This is a genomic window from Catenibacterium sp. RTP21428st1_D7_RTP21428_210409 (assembly GCF_040227455.1).
Classification (GTDB): Bacteria; Bacillota_I; Bacilli_A; order Erysipelotrichales; family Coprobacillaceae; genus Catenibacterium; species Catenibacterium mitsuoka_A.
Genome location: NZ_JBEHVX010000012.1, coordinates 1 through 16918 on the forward strand (window position 1 = coordinate 1; position 16918 = coordinate 16918).

Below are 16918 nucleotides of genomic sequence, written 5' to 3' on the forward strand. Positions count from 1 at the left end.
AGATTTAAAGGTGCTGTTTCCAAGACCCCCAAATATTTAGAGCGAAGGTCTGACCCCCACAAAAATTAAAGACCCAAAAAAATAGGTTCTCACGCGAGAACCTATTTTTGTTTGTCTTCATAGTATTCAATTGTTGGTAAATCCCATCGATAATGGGCTGCCAGTACTCTGATAAGTACAACTATAATAAAGCCTAATATAACTGCAGTATTCGTTTCCCCATACTTTATAAATAAACATGTAATGATGGAACCAACGATGGAAGCAGATGCATAGATCTGTTTCACACATACCTGCGGTAATTCATTTGCAAGAACATCACGGATAATACCTCCACCTACACCTGTCATCACACCAAGGAAGGCAGGAAGAAATATTCCTGTATGAACTGCCATACCTGCATTCACTCCATCCATTGTGAATGCAGCAAGACCTAAAGTGTCAAAGATAAATAATAATTGAGTTGTTAGAGATTCAATACTCTTTCTAGTTGTTTTCTTATGAAAATATAATATTAAAATTGCCAAGTTGGCAGTCACTAATGCAATGATTACAAAGATTGGATTTCTAAACATAACAGGGGGAGTGACACCAATCAGTACATCTCTGACCATCCCTCCACCAACTGCTGTACAGAGTGCAAGAATATTTATACCAAACAAATCCATCTTTTTCTTACTTGCAACCATAACACCAGAAATTGCGAAAGCAATCGTGCCAATAATATCCATGACTAAATTAAATGTTGCATTCATACATACTCCAATAAAAAAGCAGCCCTAAGGCTGCTAATAGAATTAACCAAGTCTGTTATAGTATTCGACGATTAGCTGTTCGTTGATTTCCTGATTTAATTCAGATCTTTCAGGAAGTCTAGTGAATTTACCAGTTCTCTTTTCAGCATCTACTTCAACGAAGCCAGGAACATGAGTCTGAGCTTCTAAAGCTGTCTTGATAACATCTAACTGCTGAGATCTTTCCTTAACAGTAATAACGTCACCAGGATTTACTCTACATGAAGGGATATCAGTCTTGATACCGTTTAATAAAATATGACCATGGTTTACTAACTGTCTAGCTGCTCTACGAGTAGTTGCAAATCCCATTCTATAAACTACGTTGTCTAATCTTGATTCAAGTAAGAATAAGAAGTTTGAACCAGTTACACCTTCCATCTTAGAAGCGCGGTCGAAAGTGTTGTGGAACTGCTTTTCGTTAATACCATACATATGTCTTACTTTCTGCTTTTCTGCTAACTGAAGACCATATTCAGTGCTCTTGTGTCTCTTCTGACCATGCTGACCTGGAGCATAAGGTCTCTTGTTTAATTCTTTTCCGTTTTCCAATACTGAGAAACCAAGTCTTCTAGACTTTTTCCAGATTGGGCCTGTATAACGTGCCATTGACGTTACCTCCTTATTGTTTTATTTGCATAAAACAATAACAATTCATAACTCACCCTGCGTATGTTCTTATTAAGCATTTCTCTTGCGGTAAGATACTTTGCATCCCTAAGTCAAGAACGTAGCTGCATGACTGTTATGTACCGCTATTCATTTTATTGCGAGTTTGATTATACTGAATAAAGTAGTGAAAGTCAAATAAAAGTTGATTAAAACAACATAAATTTCTTCGATTCTGCTTCATATACAGATTGAGTATGAGAATCAAAGAGAACCCATTCTACCAAATCAAAATCATTAGTATGTTCTTTTAAGAATTGAGATACTGTCTCGAGTGCAATATGCGCCGCTTTTTCAACCGGGAAATGATAGACACCAGTAGAAATAGAAGAGAAGGCAATCTTTCTAATACCATGCTCCATTGCAAGCTTCATCGAATTATAATAACAATTAGCCAGTAATTCTTCTTCATTATGATTTCCACCATACCATATTGGTCCCACAGTATGAATCACATAATCACAAGGAAGATTATATGCTTTTGTGACTTTAGCTTCTCCTGTCTCACATCCATGAAGTGTTCTACATTCTTTAAGTAGTTCACCTCCAGCAGCCTTGTGGATTGCGCCATCTACGCCTCCACCACCTAAAAGAAGATTATTCGCTGCATTCACAATAGCCTCTACATCTGTTACTTTTGTGATATCACCTAGAATTGTTTTAATCATATGTTACCTCTTTCTGCAAGCTTCTAGCACAAAAAATGGCCAGGGTAGCCTGCTTGATAATAAAATCAGAATCAGCTGGAATCCTAGTCTCAGATAATACTTCATCTGATTCCTTTAAAACAGCACATAAACTATAAGTTTTCTTATGGATATTCAGTTCAATATCAATTATACCACTACAAAAAAAGAATATCGGAATAATATCGATATTCTTATACATGATCTAACCAATGTACACGGAAGTAATAAATAAGTAAACCAATCATACAGATCACCCATGTAACTGGCCATCCTGCAAATACAATACCAATGTTATGAGTTAAAGGTACTGCAATCGCAAGATAAATCTGTCTTAAAAAGACAAAAGTACCTACCATGAAATACATAGGAATATTAGATAAACCAACACCTCTTAATGCACCAGATATAATCTGTATGACAGGTAATGTAAGATAACCTGCTGCGAATATTCGAGCCATTAAATAACCATATTTAATCACTTCAGGATCACTAGAGAAGATACCTACCAATTGTTCTCCAAATATATAAATAATAATCACTCCAATAGTTGTTACTCCAAAAGTCATTGCCATTGTCGTACGAAGACCTTTCTTAACACGATCTATGGCATGCGCACCAATGTTCTGTCCAGTAAATGTCGTAATAGCCATCGCAAAACTTTGAATTGGCAGCTGTAGGAATCCATCAATTTTAACATAAGAAGTATAGCCAGCCACTGCATTGGCTCCAAAAGTATTGATATAAGACTGAACGATTACATTACTAAAAGATACAATGGATTGTTGCAAGGCAGTAGGAATACCTATTTCAATAATCTTTTTTAAAATAGGCATATCGATAGAAATATCTTTAAACTCTACTTTATAGATTTCTTTAGAGAATACTAATTTGATCATAACAAGTAATGCACTGATTCCCTGGGCAATAAAAGTAGCCCATCCAGCCCCAGCAACACCCATATGAAAATATAATACAAAAACAAAGTCTAAGATAATATTAATAATAGATGCAACAATTAAATAGTATAAAGGAGTTTTAGAATCACCTACAGCACGTAATATACCAGATCCCATATTATAAATACATACAAAAGAAATACCACCAAAATAAATACGTAAATATAAAGAAGCGGGAGCCATGACTGAACCAGGAGAACCAATAAGAATTAAAATCTGTTTTGATAATCCAATCCCTAGAATAGTGAATAATACACATAAAATAAGAGTTAAGGCAATTGAAGTATGAATTGCTTTTTTCATCTTATTTAAGTGATTGCCACCAAAATATTGGGCAATGACTACTCCAGCACCTGTCGCAAGACCAGTAAAGAAACCAACAAGAGTGTTAATGATTGGTGTAGACTGCCCAACTGCTGCAAGGGCACCTGAACTTACAAAGTTCCCTACAACATAGGAGTCTACAGTATTATAGAGCTGTTGAAATAAATTCCCCACTAACATTGGAATAGAAAACCAGAGGATGGCTTTCCATATCTTTCCATTAATTAAATCTGTACTTTCATTCATTTTTTACCCTCCCTAAACAATATAATCATATTCCTATTTTTAGGAAAGAGTAAAGATTTTCACAAAAAGAAATATACATATGTGTATTTTTTAATAGTGTTTCACGATTCCATAATGAAATGACTTGGAAAATATGATAAAATTATATCGATATGTAAGAGAGGGATGTTTTATGGATTATATGAAGAATTTTATAGAATATGTAGGAGTAAGAAACTTAATAATATTTGGAACTATTCTTGTTGCTTTGATTATTTTTATGATCGTATATCATTCGATTAAATTAAAGATATATCGTCAGGAAATATTGGACTTACAAAACCAGATCAATGGAATTAAAACACTACCATTACAATATAGATTAGGTCGTGTACAGTCTATTGCGAAAAATATGCCAGAAGTGGCTGAAGAATATGAACAATTCACAAAAGATTTTGAAAAGATTACTGAATTCCAGAAGAATGAATTAGGTGTTCTTGTGAATGAAGTGGATGAATCTTTATTTTATGGAAAAACCCATGGCATAAAGAAGAAGTTTGCGTTGATTCATGAAATGACACAGCGTTATGATCATGACGCTAAAGACCTTCTTACGCGTATTGAGAAGGTGACAGAAATAGAAAACATCCAGCGTGTAGAAATCATTAGAGTAAAAGGAAAATACCGTGAGGTAGGCAATGAGTATGAAAAGATTCGTGTTAAAGTAGAAGAATTTGTACCACATGCTTTAGAAATGTTTAAAGAATTAGATGATGATTTTGTGAAGCTTGAAACATTGATGAATAATCAGATGTTTGCGGATGCAAAGAATTTTACTGAAGAAATTGAAAATCGTATTGATAGTCTTCAAGAAAACTTAAAGGATCTTCCTTCTTATGTATATGTTGTATCTGACTTATTACCAAGTAAGATTGATAAGGTGGATGAATTGATTACTTCTTTAGAAGGTGATGAATATGCACTTGAAGAAATGAATATTGCAGCACGTCGTCAGGAAGTAGATGAACAGATGGAAGAATCTATTGCCCATGTAAAGAATGTTGATATCAAGGGTGCCGCAGAAGTACTTGAACCGTTAACTGGATTAATTGAAGAATTAGTGATTGATTTAGGTAAAGAACTTGATTCTTATAAGCGGTTCAAGGAAAAATGGAGAGAAAGTTATAATGAACTTCAGAGATTGACAGATGTTTATCAAAATACAATGAAAGAATATCATCGTTTGATTACTGAATTTGTGATTGATGAAGAAGAAGTTGTAATCAGCAAGAAGTATGAAGAATTTAAACAGATTCAAAAGTATGCCAATGATTTAATTGAACAGATGGAATCTGGACATTTCGCTTATGCAAATATGTTGGAACATGTAGAAAATCTATATGATCGAATGATGCAGCATGATACATATCTAGAAGAATTTGAAAAGCAGAAAGAAGATATTGATACTAAGAATCAGAAAACAGAAGAACTCTTAGAAAATATCAATATTGTCTTATTAGAAATTAAGTCAGAAATCAAGAATGAACATCTTCCTTTAGTAAATGATTCTTATCGTGATTATATTGCGGATTCTTATAATAAAGTAGAAGAAATTAAACATTTTAAAGCCCATAAACCAGTTGTATTGAATGAACTATGTGCCAAGGTAGAAGGGGCAAGAGATGTGATTTATAAGCTTTATGATAATGTACATAATATGATAGTAACTGCAGGTATGGTTGAAGATGCGATTGTTTATGCGAACCGTTATCGTTCAATGTTCTTAGAAGTGAATACAGAACTTACAAAGGCTGAAGTCTTATTTAGAAATGGTGAATATCGTAATGCATTACAAGTTGCAGTAGATATTCTAGAAAGACTTGAACCAGGAAAATATGAAGAGCTTATTAAAAGGAAAGAAATTAAGTCCGCTTAGGGTGGACTTTTTTCTTTTATCTCGTTATTATTTAAAGCGAGGTGATTAGATGATTTATCTAGACTATGTAGCTACGACACCTCTTGATGAGGAAATACGCTCTACATATACAAAACTTTTAACAACTTATTTTGCGAATTCTGATTCTACATATGCACCAGGTTACGAAGTAAGTCGCTTAATTGAGCAATCAAGAGCTCATATTGCGAAATTACTTCATGTCTCTCCTGATGAACTGATCTTTACATCATGTGCATCAGAATCCAACAATACAGCAATTAAAGGAACAGCTTTCCAATATATGAATAGAGGAAAGCATATTATTACAACAGCTTTTGAACATTCAAGTGTTGCCAATACATTTAAACAATTAGAGGAAGTGTTTGGCTTTGATGTAGATTATGTGTCTATTGATTCAAAGGGACATCTTGATTTAAAAGAATTAGAATCTTTAATAAGAGAAGATACAATTCTTGTTTCTACAATGTATGTGAATAATGAAGTAGGAACAATTAATCCTATTCATAAAATTGCATCTATTGTACATAAAAAGAATCCTAAGACTAAATATCATGTAGATATGGTACAGGCTTTAGGTAAGCTTCCCATTACATTAGATGATATAGATTTAGCTACTTTCTCAGCTCATAAGGTATTTGGCTTAAAGGGAAGTGGATTACTCTATAAGAAGCGTACTGCAAGCATTGTGCCTCTTATTAATGGTGGTCAGCAGGAAAATGGCTTAAGAGGTGGTACAAGTAATGCATGCGTGGATATTGTACTCGCAAAGACAATGCGTAAAGCTATTGAATCACAAAAGAATCATTATGATTATGTAAAGTCACTGAATGACTATTTACGTGTACAATTAAGTGCGATGGACAATGTAGTGATTAACTCACCAGAGGATGCAAGTCCATTTATTTTAAACATTTCATGTCCACACTATAAACCAGAAGTTATTGTGCATGATTTAGAAACAAAAGGAATCTATATTTCTACTAAGAGCGCATGTTCAAGTAAAAAAGTAGAAATCTCTCATACCCTTGCTGCTATGCATTTAGATCCCCGTATTGGTACAAGTGCACTTAGACTCTCATTTTCACATCTCACTACAAAAGAGGAATTAGATACATTCCTAGATGCTTTAAAAGATACATTAAACAGAATTAAGAAACAGAGGTAATTAGATGAAACCAGATCATATTCTTGTTCGTTTTGGAGAACTTACAACTAAAGGAAAGAACCGTAAACTATTTATTAGAAAACTATTAAAGAATACAAAAGAAATACTTCATGACTATTCTGCCTTAGAATATGAATTGACATATGATCGTCTTTATATTTATTTAAATGAAGAAAATGCGGAAGAAGTGACAGATAAGTTAAAGACAATCTTTGGTATTCATAACTTCTCATTATGTTATAAGGTGGAACATGACTTAGAAAAAGCAAAAGAAGTTGTTACTTATATTATTGATCATGATGAAGGAAATACATTTAAGATTGATACAAAAAGACATGACAAGTCATATCCTAAGACATCTATTGAGATGAATAAAGAAATTGCAGGCTATGTATTCCATCATACAACTAAAGAATTATCTGTTGATGTACATAACCCAGATATCTTAGTGCGTGTAGAATATAGAAAAGATGCGATTTATATTATGGATAATATGATTCCAGGTGCAGGAGGCTATCCAGTAGGTATTGGTGGTAAAGCTTTATTAATGCTTTCTGGTGGTATTGATTCACCTGTGGCAGGTTATCTCACTATGAAGCGTGGTGTAGATATTGAATGTATTCATTATGCTTCTCCACCTTATACAAATGAAATGGCGAGAGAAAAGGTATTAGATCTAGTCAATGTCTTAAAAGACTATACACATGGCTCTATTAAAGTACATATCGTGCCATTTACTGATCTTCAGTTATCTGTATATGATCATTGTGATGAATCTTATGCTATGACAGTGATGCGTCGTATGATGTATAGAATTGCGGAAGGTGTTGCAAAGAAGAATGATTGTTTGGCTATTGTAAATGGTGAAAGTATCGGACAGGTCGCATCTCAGACACTTGAATCTATGAATACAATCAATCAGGTGATTACTACTCCGGTTATTCGTCCAGTTGCATGTATGGATAAATTAGAAATCATTAAGATTGCGGAAAAGATTGGTACATATGATATCTCTATTAGACCATTTGAAGACTGCTGTACAATCTTTACACCACATAACCCAGCTACTAAACCTAAGGCTTATAAAGCAGAAGGCTATGAAGCAGAATGGGACTTTGCATCAGAAGTACAGAAGTGTATTGATCATACAGAAACAATCATCATAAACTCTAAATATAAGAACAATGATGACTTGTTTTAAAAAAAGTAAAAAAAGTTCATAAAGTAGTTGACGAAGTGTCCTTAATCGTGTAATATATAAATCGTCGGTTGAGGACATATCTCTCTCCGTAGCTCAGTTGGTAGAGCATCTGACTCTTAATCAGAGGGTCCACGGTTCGAGCCCGTGCGGGGAGACCATTTGTAAACAATGCAGAACTTCGGTTCTGCTTTTTTATTGTATATGATAGCATATCATTTGGGAATTTGCTATAATGGAGGTTAGATTAGGGAAAGGGGTATTATTTATGAGAGAGGATACGGAATTAAAACTAGCAATCATAGAATTGGATGGATGTATATTCCCCCTAAACAGACTCCGCTATAATTTCTATAAGAACTTATGTAAAAAGAAAAATATTACTGTCATTCCTGAAGAGTTCTATCATGCTTTAGGTAATATGTATTCAATGTATGACACTCTTCCACTTGCGACGATAATTAATAGTCAGAAGCTTAATGCAACTGTAGAAAAAGATTTATATAATTATTTGAACATGAAGGGTTTATCACCAAAAGATGGTGTTATTGAGTTATTTGAATACTTTCGTCAGAATAATATTCCAATTGCAGTTGTTTCTACTCATAAAACTAAAACAGCTATTAATTATCTAGAACTTGGATCTTTATATCGTAAGGTTGATTATGTTATTGGATGTGATACAGATATTAAAGCACTTCCTTCAGAAGAACTGCTTGCTTATATTGATAAAAGATTCCAAGTAACACCTAAAGATACATTAGTCATTACTTCTATGAATAGTATTCTTCATTCAGCTAATAATATCGGAATGAATACTATTTATTTAAATGATTTGGTAGAAGCAGGAGATGATGAAATCAGCTGTTCTTATCAGGTAGCCAATACAATGTATGAAGCATTAAATGATATTCTTTTTGGTCGTTATGAAGATTATAAGATCTTTGAACCACTTCTTGGTATGGACAAAGAAATGTCTGTTGCTAAATTAAAGGCTTTATTCGCAAACTTGCAGGAAGTCTATAAGGATGACCCTGACTTATTAAAAATCATTAAATCTACTTATATATCTAAACTCTCTGAACTCACTAAAGAACGTCCAAGACGTTTTACCTTCAGTGATGAGGATCTAGCTGAATTAGAGAAGGAAGAAGAACCTGTAGTAGAAGAAAATAAAGAAGAACCTACCGCATTATCACTGAATGCGCAGGATACGGCTGCATTGAATGATGTCATCGCAAAGGTTATGGAAGCTGAAAACAATGCTCCAGAAGAAAAAGAGGAAGAAAAAGAAGAACCAGTGGTAGAAGAACCAAAAAAGAAACCTGATCATCATATTATTAATACTTTTATTAATATTAGTTATGTCTTATTATTATCATTGATGATTCTCTTACTTGGTTTAGTAGTTCATATTGCGCTAGGTAATATGATGGATCAGCCTGTTGTGAAGGTATTGCATGCAATTAGTTTAGGCTATATTGATGTTGTTGAATCAATTTTTGAATTCATCTTCAATGGTCTTCATTCTATTACGAATGTTATTCCGGATTACTATACTTATATGAATGATAATACATTGATGACTCTTTCTGCTTTAAAGATGATTCATTGTTATATTATGAATGTAGTGATTGTTTCAATCGTAGAAGTTGTTAAATACTCTATACTAAGTAAAAAGAGCTCTTAGAGCTCTTTTATTATTTACAATGTTTTCTGTTATAAGCATACATAACTGCAATGACAGTTTTACCATCAATAATACGTCCGTCAAAGATTGCTTTGTAAGCTTCATCGATAGGCATCTTAATGATATTTAAGAATTCATCTGCATCACACTGTAAAGAATCTTCTACTTCTTTAAAGTCTTCTGCTTCATAAATTCTAAGTATTTCACTTGAATAACCAGGCGTAGGAAGCATCTTTAAGATAGGACGCATATTTTTAGCACGTCTGTTTGTTTCTTCCTCAAATTCACGATAACAGGCCTTATCAGGGTCTTCTCCTAGTTCTAGCTTACCCGCAGGTATTTCTAATGTATCGCATCTATTTGGATAACGGAACTGCTTTACAAGAATAATTTCATCATCCTCTATCGCAAGAATACATACACCACCATGGTGATATACACATTCACGTACAGCAGTATTACCGTCTTGTAATAATACATGTTCCTTAGTCACCTTCATGATGGCTCCATCATAAATTGTTGTTGAATCTATTTGTTTTTCCATGATTGTCACCTCGACTTTTATTATACCATAATCTAAGAGGTGTATGCTATAATGAGGAGGTAAAGGAGACATTATGAAAAAACTAGTAATCGATCAATATGATGATCATCAAAGAATAGATAAATACTTAAAGAAAGTGTTAGTCCAGGCACCTTCTTCACTTATATATAAGATGTTAAGAAAAAAAGATGTTAAAGTAAATGGTAAAAGAGTAAAGGAAAACTATATTCTTCATTTGGGGGATGAGGTGGAACTATTCTTATATGAAGATAAATTCAAGGAATATACAAAGCCTTTAACTATTTATGAATTACCTATTACTTTTAAAGTTGTTTATGAAGATGCACATATTCTTATTGTAGATAAACCTGCAGGATTGCTTGTTCATGAAGATATCAATGAATCAGTGAATACATTATCTAACCAGGTACTCACTTATTTATATCAGAAGGGTGAATATGATCCAGAAAAGAATATCAGCTTTACACCAGGTCCGGTGCATCGCTTAGATCGTAATACAAGTGGACTTGTCATCTTTGGTAAAGATATGCGTGCACTTCAGGATTTAAATACAATGATGAAAACAAGACAAGGCATTGAAAAGAAGTATCTCACTATTGCGATGGGACATATGAAGGATGCTACATTATCAGGATATGTCAAAAAGAATGAAGATGAAGGAAAGATGTATTTAGTAAAAAAAGATACACCGGGGGCTTTATCTATGAAAACAATAGTGCATGTCTTAAAAAGATGTTCTACATGTTCTTTAGTAGGAGTACAGCTTATTACTGGCCGTACACATCAGATTCGTATTCATTTAAGTGCGACAGGCCATCCAGTAATGGGTGATAGTAAATATGGAGATTTTGAATGGAATAAGGAAGTAAAGAAGAAATTCCATCTTAATCATCAGTTCCTTCATGCTTATCAATTAACTTTTGTGGATCCGATAGGCTCTATGAGTTACTTAAAAGGTAAAACGGTTACTTCACAGTTACCAGAACAGTTAGAAAAGATACAAAAAGAACTTTTTTCATAGCGTGAAAGTGTAATCTGTAATATAATATTTCAAGGAGGTATAGAGAACATGAAGTATTTTATTGGAATTGATTTAGGTGGTACAAACGTAAGAACTTTACTTGTTGATGAAAATGGTCAGTCATATAGTGAAGTGAAGGATGCTACTGAAAGAGAAAAAGGACCAGATGCTGTTACTGCAAAAATCTGTCGTCAGATTGAAGCAATCGATTATACAGTATGTGGTGGAATTGAAAATGTAGAAGGTATTGGTATTGGTGTACCTGGACCAGTTGATGTTGTAAAGGGTGTTATGATTATGGCAAGCAACCTTCCTGGTTTTGAAAATTATCCAATTGCGGAAAAGTTATCTACAAAATTCAATAAACCTGTATTCTTAGATAATGATGCAAATGTTGCTGGTCTTGCTGAAGCGGTATTAGGTGCTGGTAAGAATTATCCAACGTGTTATTATGTAACAGTTTCTACTGGTATTGGTGGCGCTTTCACAGTCAACAAACAGTTAATCTCTGGTGGTAGAGGACATGCTGGTGAAATCGGTAATATTATCGTTAAGAATAATGGTTATAAGCAGGGTGCTTTAAACCCAGGTGCTGCAGAAGGAGAATGCTCTGGTACTGCAATCACTAGAAAGGGTCAGGAAGCTCTTGGTAAAGATTTAGTACATCATGCAGGTGATGTATTTAGATTAGCTGCTGAAGGTAATGAAACAGCTCAGGGTATTGCGGATGAATGTGTTAGTGAACTTGCTACATTATTCGCAAATATCGCACATACAGTTGATCCACATTGTTTTGTAGTAGGTGGCGGTGTTATGAAGTCTAAGAAGTATTTCCTAGATCAACTAACAAAAGAATTCAATCAGAAGATTCATGTCGGTATGAGAAATCATATTCCACTACTTGAAACAGAATTAGAAGACTGTGGTGCTATCGGTGCTGCAATGCTTCCAATGACAAGAATGAAGGCAGAATAATAGGAGGCTCTTTCAAGAGCCTTTTTTGTGTGGTAGAATACTAGACAAAGGGAGGTAGAACATGAAAAGAGTTGTACTTGGATTAAGTGGCGGTGTGGATAGTGCCGTTGCTGCTTATTTATTAAAGAAACAAGGTTACGAAGTAATCTGTGTATTTATGAGAAACTGGGATAGTTCATTAAATAATGATATTCTAGGTAACCCCACAAATGATGACGATGTATGTCCACAAGAAAAAGATTACCAGGATGCGCAGGCTGTTGCATCACATTTAGGACTTGAAATCCGTAGAGTGGATTTTATTAAAGAATACTGGGATCAGGTTTTTACATATTTCTTAGAAGAATATGCGAAAGGACGCACACCTAATCCAGATATCCTATGTAATAAACATATTAAATTCAAAGCTTTCTTAGATTATGCTAAGTCTATAGATGCTGATTATATTGCGACAGGACATTATGCCCGTGTTGTACATACTGAAGGAAAAGAATCAGTGATGCTTCGTGGTGTAGATAATAATAAGGATCAGACTTATTTCTTATGTCAATTGAATCAGAATCAGTTAAATAACTCACTGTTCCCAATTGGTGAACTCACTAAACCAGAAGTAAGACAGATTGCAGAAGAACTTGATCTTCCTGTAGCACATAAAAAGGATTCTACAGGAATCTGTTTCATTGGTGAAAGAGATTTTAGAGAATTCTTAAAGAACTATATTCCGGCTAAATCAGGCAAGATGGTAGATATTGTCTCTAAGAAGGTTATTGGTGAACATCAGGGTATTATGTATTATACAATCGGACAGAGAAAAGGTTTAGGTATTGGTGGTAATGGTGAACCTTGGTTTGTCGTAGGAAAAGACTATGACAAGAATATTCTTTATATTGCTCAGGGTGATAGTAATAAATGGTTATTATCTCATGGCGCATTGATTACTGATGTCAACTGGGTCTCTGCAACAAAGCCAGAAGGAGAATATGACTGTACTGCTAAGTTTAGATATCGTCAGAGGGATAATGATGTTTCATTACACTTTATTGATGAAACAACACTTTATGTTACATTTAAGAAACCAATCAAGGCTGTCACCCCAGGTCAGGCTGCTGTCTTCTATGATGGAGATGTATGTCTAGGTGGAGGTACAATTGATAAAGTCTATAAAGACGGCAAGGAGATTGACTATTTATAATGGAAGAATACGAAGGCATTATTAGTAAAGTTATTTTCTATAATCCAGAAAATCAATATATAGTAGCAGCTTTTGAGACAGATGATGAAAAAATCACTATTATAGGAAATATGTCCTATGTGAATAATGATGATCGTTATCGTATTAAAGGAAGCTATGTCACACATCCCCGTTATGGTAAACAATTCAAAGTGTCTTCTTATGAAATAATTCTAGCGGATGATCGTAGTGAGATTATCCGCTATCTTTCTTCACCACTCTTTAAGGGCGTAGGTAAGAAGATGGCTGAAAGAATTGTGGATGCATTAGGGGAGAAGGCCTTAACTCTTATTAAGGATAACCCTGATTGTTTAAATAACATTCCCCATGTTACAGAAATAATTAAGAAGAATATTGTAGGTGTATTGACAAGTCAGGATTATGATCAACAGGTCTTATCTTTCTTTATGGGAAATGGTATTTCTACACGTAATTTACCACTCATTCAAAACTTCTATAAAGAGAAGACACTTGATGTATTACAAAATGATCCATATCGCCTTATTGATGATATAGAAGGTATTGGTTTTAAGAGTGTTGATGAACTCGCAATGAAAACAGGTGTAGAACCATTAGATGATAAACGTATCCAGGCAGGTATACTTGCTTCTTTAATTGATTTATGTTTCCAAACAGGAAGTACTTATAGTGATTATGAATCCTTTTATCATCACTTTAGACGTATGTTGCCTGAATGTCCTGATGATTTATTTGCGAAGAATCTAGATAAAATTATAGCGAATAAGGTTATTCAGGAAGAAGACCGTTATTATCCAAGAGATTTATATGAAAGTGAGACAATGATTGCGGAAAAGTTTGAACGTTATCTTAAACAATCAACGCAGTCTATTGAAGATTCTGTCATTGATGAAAAGATTAAAAGAACAGAAGAATTACAGGGTATTACTTATGATGAAATACAGAAGAATGCGATTAAGAAGTTTTTAGAAGAATCAGCACTTATTTTAACAGGTGGTCCTGGTACTGGTAAAACAACGATTGTACAGGCTATATTAAAGGTTTATCGTTCATTATATCCTGATGAAAAGATAGGGCTCGTAGCTCCTACAGGGCGTGCAGCGAAACGATTATCAGAACTTACTAAACTCGAAGCATCTACTATTCATAGATTATTAAAATGGGATATTTCTACCAATGCATTTTCTATGAATTGTGATCATCCATTAGATATTGATTTACTTGTCATTGATGAGTTCTCAATGGTTGATTCACTCTTATTTTCTAAATTATTAGATGCTTGTGGTCATGTACATAAAATATTACTTATTGGTGATGAACAGCAGCTTCCATCAGTGTCACCAGGTAATGTCTTAAAGGATATGTTATTGAGTGGTATTCCACATATCTGCTTACAGACAATCTATCGTCAAGAAGAAGGCAGTGGTATTGTCGCATTATCTCATGATATCAGAAATGATCATTATGATTCTCGTGTTTTCCAAAATTATCGAGATATTCATTTTACAGTATGTCCTAACAAGGATGTTGTACAATGTGTGCAGGCTATTGTAAAAAAAGCGGTAGAAGAGGGATATGATGCATCCGATGTACAGGTATTAGCACCCATGTATAGAGGTATAGCAGGTATAGATGCTTTAAATGAATCTTTACAGGCTATCTTTAACCCGCCAGCAAGTGATAAAGCTGAAATTAAAGTGCGTGGTAAGATCTTTAGGGAAGGAGATAAGCTTCTTCAATTAAGAAATCGTCCCGATGATGATGTTTATAATGGGGATGTAGGAATCTTAGTAGAAATTGAAAAGAAAGAAGATACTGGATTACCTTATGACACTCTTATTGTTGATTTTGATGGGCAGTTTGTAAACTACCGTACGACTGAATTCGATATGTTAAGACATGCTTATTGTATCTCTGTTCATAAATCTCAGGGTAATGAATTTAAGATTGTTATTATGTCAGTACTTCCAGAGTACAGCATTATGATGAAGAAAAACTTATTATATACAGGTATCACAAGAGCCAAGCAGTCTTTATTTATCCTAGGAGATCATAGTGTCTTTATTCATGGCCTTCATAATAATCAGGATGAACAAAGACGTACAACATTACTCAAACGCTTTCAGGAGAGACATAAAACTTCTTCTTTTTCGATATCTGACTTCGAATAATCAAATAAATAGTTCGTTAAAAACATTAAATTTAAGTTATTTTTGTAAAGTACTTTACATAAACTTAAGATTATTTTAACATTTAGTTAACGACATTTACGTAGAGACACGTTATAATGTAGTGGTAAAAGAAGGAAAACGAGATTATGAAAATAACGAATTGGCTTGACTTATTAGGTGGGCTGGCACTCTTTTTATATGGAATGCAGGTTTTAAGTGATTCCTTAGAAGACGCTGCAGGTGACCGCTTAAAAACTATCTTAGAAAAACTAACAAATACAAAATTTAAAGGTGTTCTTGTCGGAATCGGTGTAACAGCTGCTGTACAGAGTTCTTCTGCAGTGACTGTTATGTTGATTGGTTTCATGAATGCCAGCTTGATGACATTAAACAGATGTATCTGGGTTGTAATGGGTTCTAATATCGGTACAACCATCACAGCACAGATGATTGCAATTAATGTAGGTGTTGTCGCACCGGTCTTTGCAGTTGTGGGTGTCTTCATGTGCTTATTCTTTAAGAGTCGTAATGTAAGAGGTATTGGTTCAGTTATGACTGGATTTGGTATTCTCTTCATGGGGCTTAATATGATGAGTGCGGCCGTTGTGCCACTTCAGAAGGAACCTGTCTTTATTAAATTAATGACAACTCTTTCTAATCCAATACTTGCCGTATTATTTGCGGCTGCTTTTACTGCTTTGATCCAGTCTTCTGGAGCTGCAGTAGGTATTCTATCTGCACTTGCAACTAAAGGATTAGTACCATTTAGTACAGCAGCATTCATGGTATGTGGACTAAATATCGGTACTTGTATTACAGCCGTTCTTGCATCAGTGACTGGATGTAGAAACTCTAAGCGTATTGCGACATTCCATGTCCTATTTAACTTAGTAGGCACAATCTTCTTCTTGATTATATGTTCTACTACACCATTATTGTCATGGATTGCAGAATTCTCTGGAACTCCAGCACATCAGGTGGCAAACTTCCATACAATATTCAATATTGTAACTACAGTAATCATGTTACCATTTGATGCAGTATTTATGAAACTGATCTACAAGTTATTACCAATCAAGGGCGAGATGCTTGCAGAAGGTTCTTTAATCGAAGAATAAAGATAAGGCTTGCGCCTTATCTTTTTTTTATGTATAATAGGTGCATAATCGTTGAGAAAGACAAGTACTTCATAGAGGTCTTAAGAGAGAGAACGGGTGGTGCAAGTTCTTGGGTGTATGAAGGAAGGCTCCTTTCGAGAGTGATGTAAACATCAACGTATGACTGCGTTAAAGTCATAAAGGGCATAGAT

At 34.3% G+C, this 16918-nt stretch carries 14 protein-coding genes, 1 tRNA gene and 1 other annotated feature (1 of these 16 cut by a window edge); of the genes, 10 read left to right on the forward strand and 5 right to left on the reverse strand.

What is annotated here, in order from left to right; genetic code table 11:
- Positions 1-101 precede the first annotated feature (101 nt).
- The 4 genes from ABUA27_RS03190 to ABUA27_RS03205 form a co-directional block, all read right to left on the reverse strand.
- On the reverse strand, positions 102-755 hold the full coding sequence (locus ABUA27_RS03190; RefSeq protein WP_349820218.1) for a trimeric intracellular cation channel family protein: 654 nt from the start codon (positions 753-755) through the stop codon (positions 102-104).
- Between the two features lie 42 nt (positions 756-797).
- Positions 798-1403 carry a 30S ribosomal protein S4 gene (rpsD, locus tag ABUA27_RS03195; RefSeq protein ID WP_129980821.1) on the reverse strand — a complete coding sequence of 202 codons (606 nt, stop codon included), beginning with the start codon at positions 1401-1403 and terminating at the stop codon, positions 798-800.
- 209 nt (positions 1404-1612) lie between these two features.
- Positions 1613-2131 carry an O-acetyl-ADP-ribose deacetylase gene (locus ABUA27_RS03200; protein ID WP_349820219.1) on the reverse strand — a complete coding sequence of 173 codons (519 nt, stop codon included), beginning with the start codon at positions 2129-2131 and terminating at the stop codon, positions 1613-1615.
- A gap of 212 nt (positions 2132-2343) precedes the next feature.
- Positions 2344-3678 carry an MATE family efflux transporter gene (locus ABUA27_RS03205; RefSeq protein ID WP_288835369.1) on the reverse strand — a complete coding sequence of 445 codons (1335 nt, stop codon included), beginning with the start codon at positions 3676-3678 and terminating at the stop codon, positions 2344-2346.
- 172 nt (positions 3679-3850) lie between these two features.
- Between ABUA27_RS03205 and ABUA27_RS03210 the strand changes: the two genes are divergently transcribed.
- From ABUA27_RS03210 to ABUA27_RS03230, 5 genes are all read left to right on the forward strand, one after another.
- Entirely contained in the window at positions 3851-5593 is a 1743-nt protein-coding gene (locus tag ABUA27_RS03210; RefSeq protein ID WP_129980824.1) for a septation ring formation regulator EzrA, read from the forward strand.
- Positions 5594-5642: 49 nt separating this feature from the next.
- On the forward strand, positions 5643-6779 hold the full coding sequence (locus ABUA27_RS03215; RefSeq protein ID WP_349820220.1) for a cysteine desulfurase family protein: 1137 nt from the start codon (positions 5643-5645) through the stop codon (positions 6777-6779).
- A gap of 4 nt (positions 6780-6783) precedes the next feature.
- Positions 6784-7980 carry a tRNA uracil 4-sulfurtransferase ThiI gene (gene thiI, locus ABUA27_RS03220; protein ID WP_022425401.1) on the forward strand — a complete coding sequence of 399 codons (1197 nt, stop codon included), beginning with the start codon at positions 6784-6786 and terminating at the stop codon, positions 7978-7980.
- Between the two features lie 82 nt (positions 7981-8062).
- A tRNA-Lys gene (locus tag ABUA27_RS03225) sits at positions 8063-8138 on the forward strand.
- Between the two features lie 107 nt (positions 8139-8245).
- The gene (locus tag ABUA27_RS03230; protein WP_287844726.1) at positions 8246-9667 is read left to right on the forward strand and encodes an HAD hydrolase-like protein; all 1422 of its coding nucleotides are present in this window, start codon (positions 8246-8248) and stop codon (positions 9665-9667) included.
- A gap of 10 nt (positions 9668-9677) precedes the next feature.
- Here ABUA27_RS03230 and ABUA27_RS03235 read toward each other — a convergent pair whose 3' ends face one another.
- Positions 9678-10211 carry an NUDIX hydrolase gene (locus ABUA27_RS03235; RefSeq protein WP_055233635.1) on the reverse strand — a complete coding sequence of 178 codons (534 nt, stop codon included), beginning with the start codon at positions 10209-10211 and terminating at the stop codon, positions 9678-9680.
- A 73-nt stretch (positions 10212-10284) separates the two neighbouring features.
- On the opposite strand from ABUA27_RS03235, the gene ABUA27_RS03240 reads away from it, so the two are divergent.
- The 5 genes from ABUA27_RS03240 to ABUA27_RS03260 all read left to right on the forward strand — a co-directional run bounded on the left by ABUA27_RS03240 (position 10285) and on the right by ABUA27_RS03260 (position 16727).
- Complete coding sequence (locus ABUA27_RS03240; RefSeq protein WP_129980827.1) at positions 10285-11253, forward strand: RluA family pseudouridine synthase; 969 nt, start codon at positions 10285-10287, stop codon at positions 11251-11253.
- Between the two features lie 48 nt (positions 11254-11301).
- On the forward strand, positions 11302-12228 hold the full coding sequence (locus ABUA27_RS03245) for an ROK family protein (RefSeq protein ID WP_129980828.1): 927 nt from the start codon (positions 11302-11304) through the stop codon (positions 12226-12228).
- A gap of 61 nt (positions 12229-12289) precedes the next feature.
- Positions 12290-13420 (forward strand): tRNA 2-thiouridine(34) synthase MnmA, encoded by a 1131-nt coding sequence (gene mnmA, locus ABUA27_RS03250; RefSeq protein ID WP_288834542.1) that lies wholly within the window; start codon positions 12290-12292, stop codon positions 13418-13420.
- Positions 13420-15609, forward strand: a complete 2190-nt coding sequence (gene recD2, locus ABUA27_RS03255; RefSeq protein WP_349820221.1) for an SF1B family DNA helicase RecD2 — start codon at positions 13420-13422, stop codon at positions 15607-15609. Before mnmA ends, recD2 begins: the two co-directional genes overlap by 1 nt.
- Positions 15610-15755: 146 nt before the next feature.
- On the forward strand, positions 15756-16727 hold the full coding sequence (locus ABUA27_RS03260; protein ID WP_129980831.1) for a Na/Pi cotransporter family protein: 972 nt from the start codon (positions 15756-15758) through the stop codon (positions 16725-16727).
- A gap of 42 nt (positions 16728-16769) precedes the next feature.
- Positions 16770-16918 (forward strand) — a binding site (T-box leader) (it continues 49 nt past the right edge of the window).

Excerpts from the sequence above, each read along its gene's own strand:
- ABUA27_RS03190 (WP_349820218.1), bottom strand. The coding sequence starts at position 755 with ATGAATGCAACATTTAATTTAGTCATGGATATTATTGGCACGATTGCT.
- rpsD (WP_129980821.1), bottom strand. The coding sequence starts at position 1,403 with ATGGCACGTTATACAGGCCCAATCTGGAAAAAGTCTAGAAGACTTGGT.
- ABUA27_RS03200 (WP_349820219.1), bottom strand. The coding sequence starts at position 2,131 with ATGATTAAAACAATTCTAGGTGATATCACAAAAGTAACAGATGTAGAG.
- ABUA27_RS03205 (WP_288835369.1), bottom strand. The coding sequence starts at position 3,678 with ATGAATGAAAGTACAGATTTAATTAATGGAAAGATATGGAAAGCCATC.
- ABUA27_RS03210 (WP_129980824.1), top strand. The coding sequence starts at position 3,851 with ATGGATTATATGAAGAATTTTATAGAATATGTAGGAGTAAGAAACTTA.
- ABUA27_RS03215 (WP_349820220.1), top strand. The coding sequence starts at position 5,643 with ATGATTTATCTAGACTATGTAGCTACGACACCTCTTGATGAGGAAATA.
- thiI (WP_022425401.1), top strand. The coding sequence starts at position 6,784 with ATGAAACCAGATCATATTCTTGTTCGTTTTGGAGAACTTACAACTAAA.
- ABUA27_RS03230 (WP_287844726.1), top strand. The coding sequence starts at position 8,246 with ATGAGAGAGGATACGGAATTAAAACTAGCAATCATAGAATTGGATGGA.
- ABUA27_RS03235 (WP_055233635.1), bottom strand. The coding sequence starts at position 10,211 with ATGGAAAAACAAATAGATTCAACAACAATTTATGATGGAGCCATCATG.
- ABUA27_RS03240 (WP_129980827.1), top strand. The coding sequence starts at position 10,285 with ATGAAAAAACTAGTAATCGATCAATATGATGATCATCAAAGAATAGAT.
- ABUA27_RS03245 (WP_129980828.1), top strand. The coding sequence starts at position 11,302 with ATGAAGTATTTTATTGGAATTGATTTAGGTGGTACAAACGTAAGAACT.
- mnmA (WP_288834542.1), top strand. The coding sequence starts at position 12,290 with ATGAAAAGAGTTGTACTTGGATTAAGTGGCGGTGTGGATAGTGCCGTT.
- recD2 (WP_349820221.1), top strand. The coding sequence starts at position 13,420 with ATGGAAGAATACGAAGGCATTATTAGTAAAGTTATTTTCTATAATCCA.
- ABUA27_RS03260 (WP_129980831.1), top strand. The coding sequence starts at position 15,756 with ATGAAAATAACGAATTGGCTTGACTTATTAGGTGGGCTGGCACTCTTT.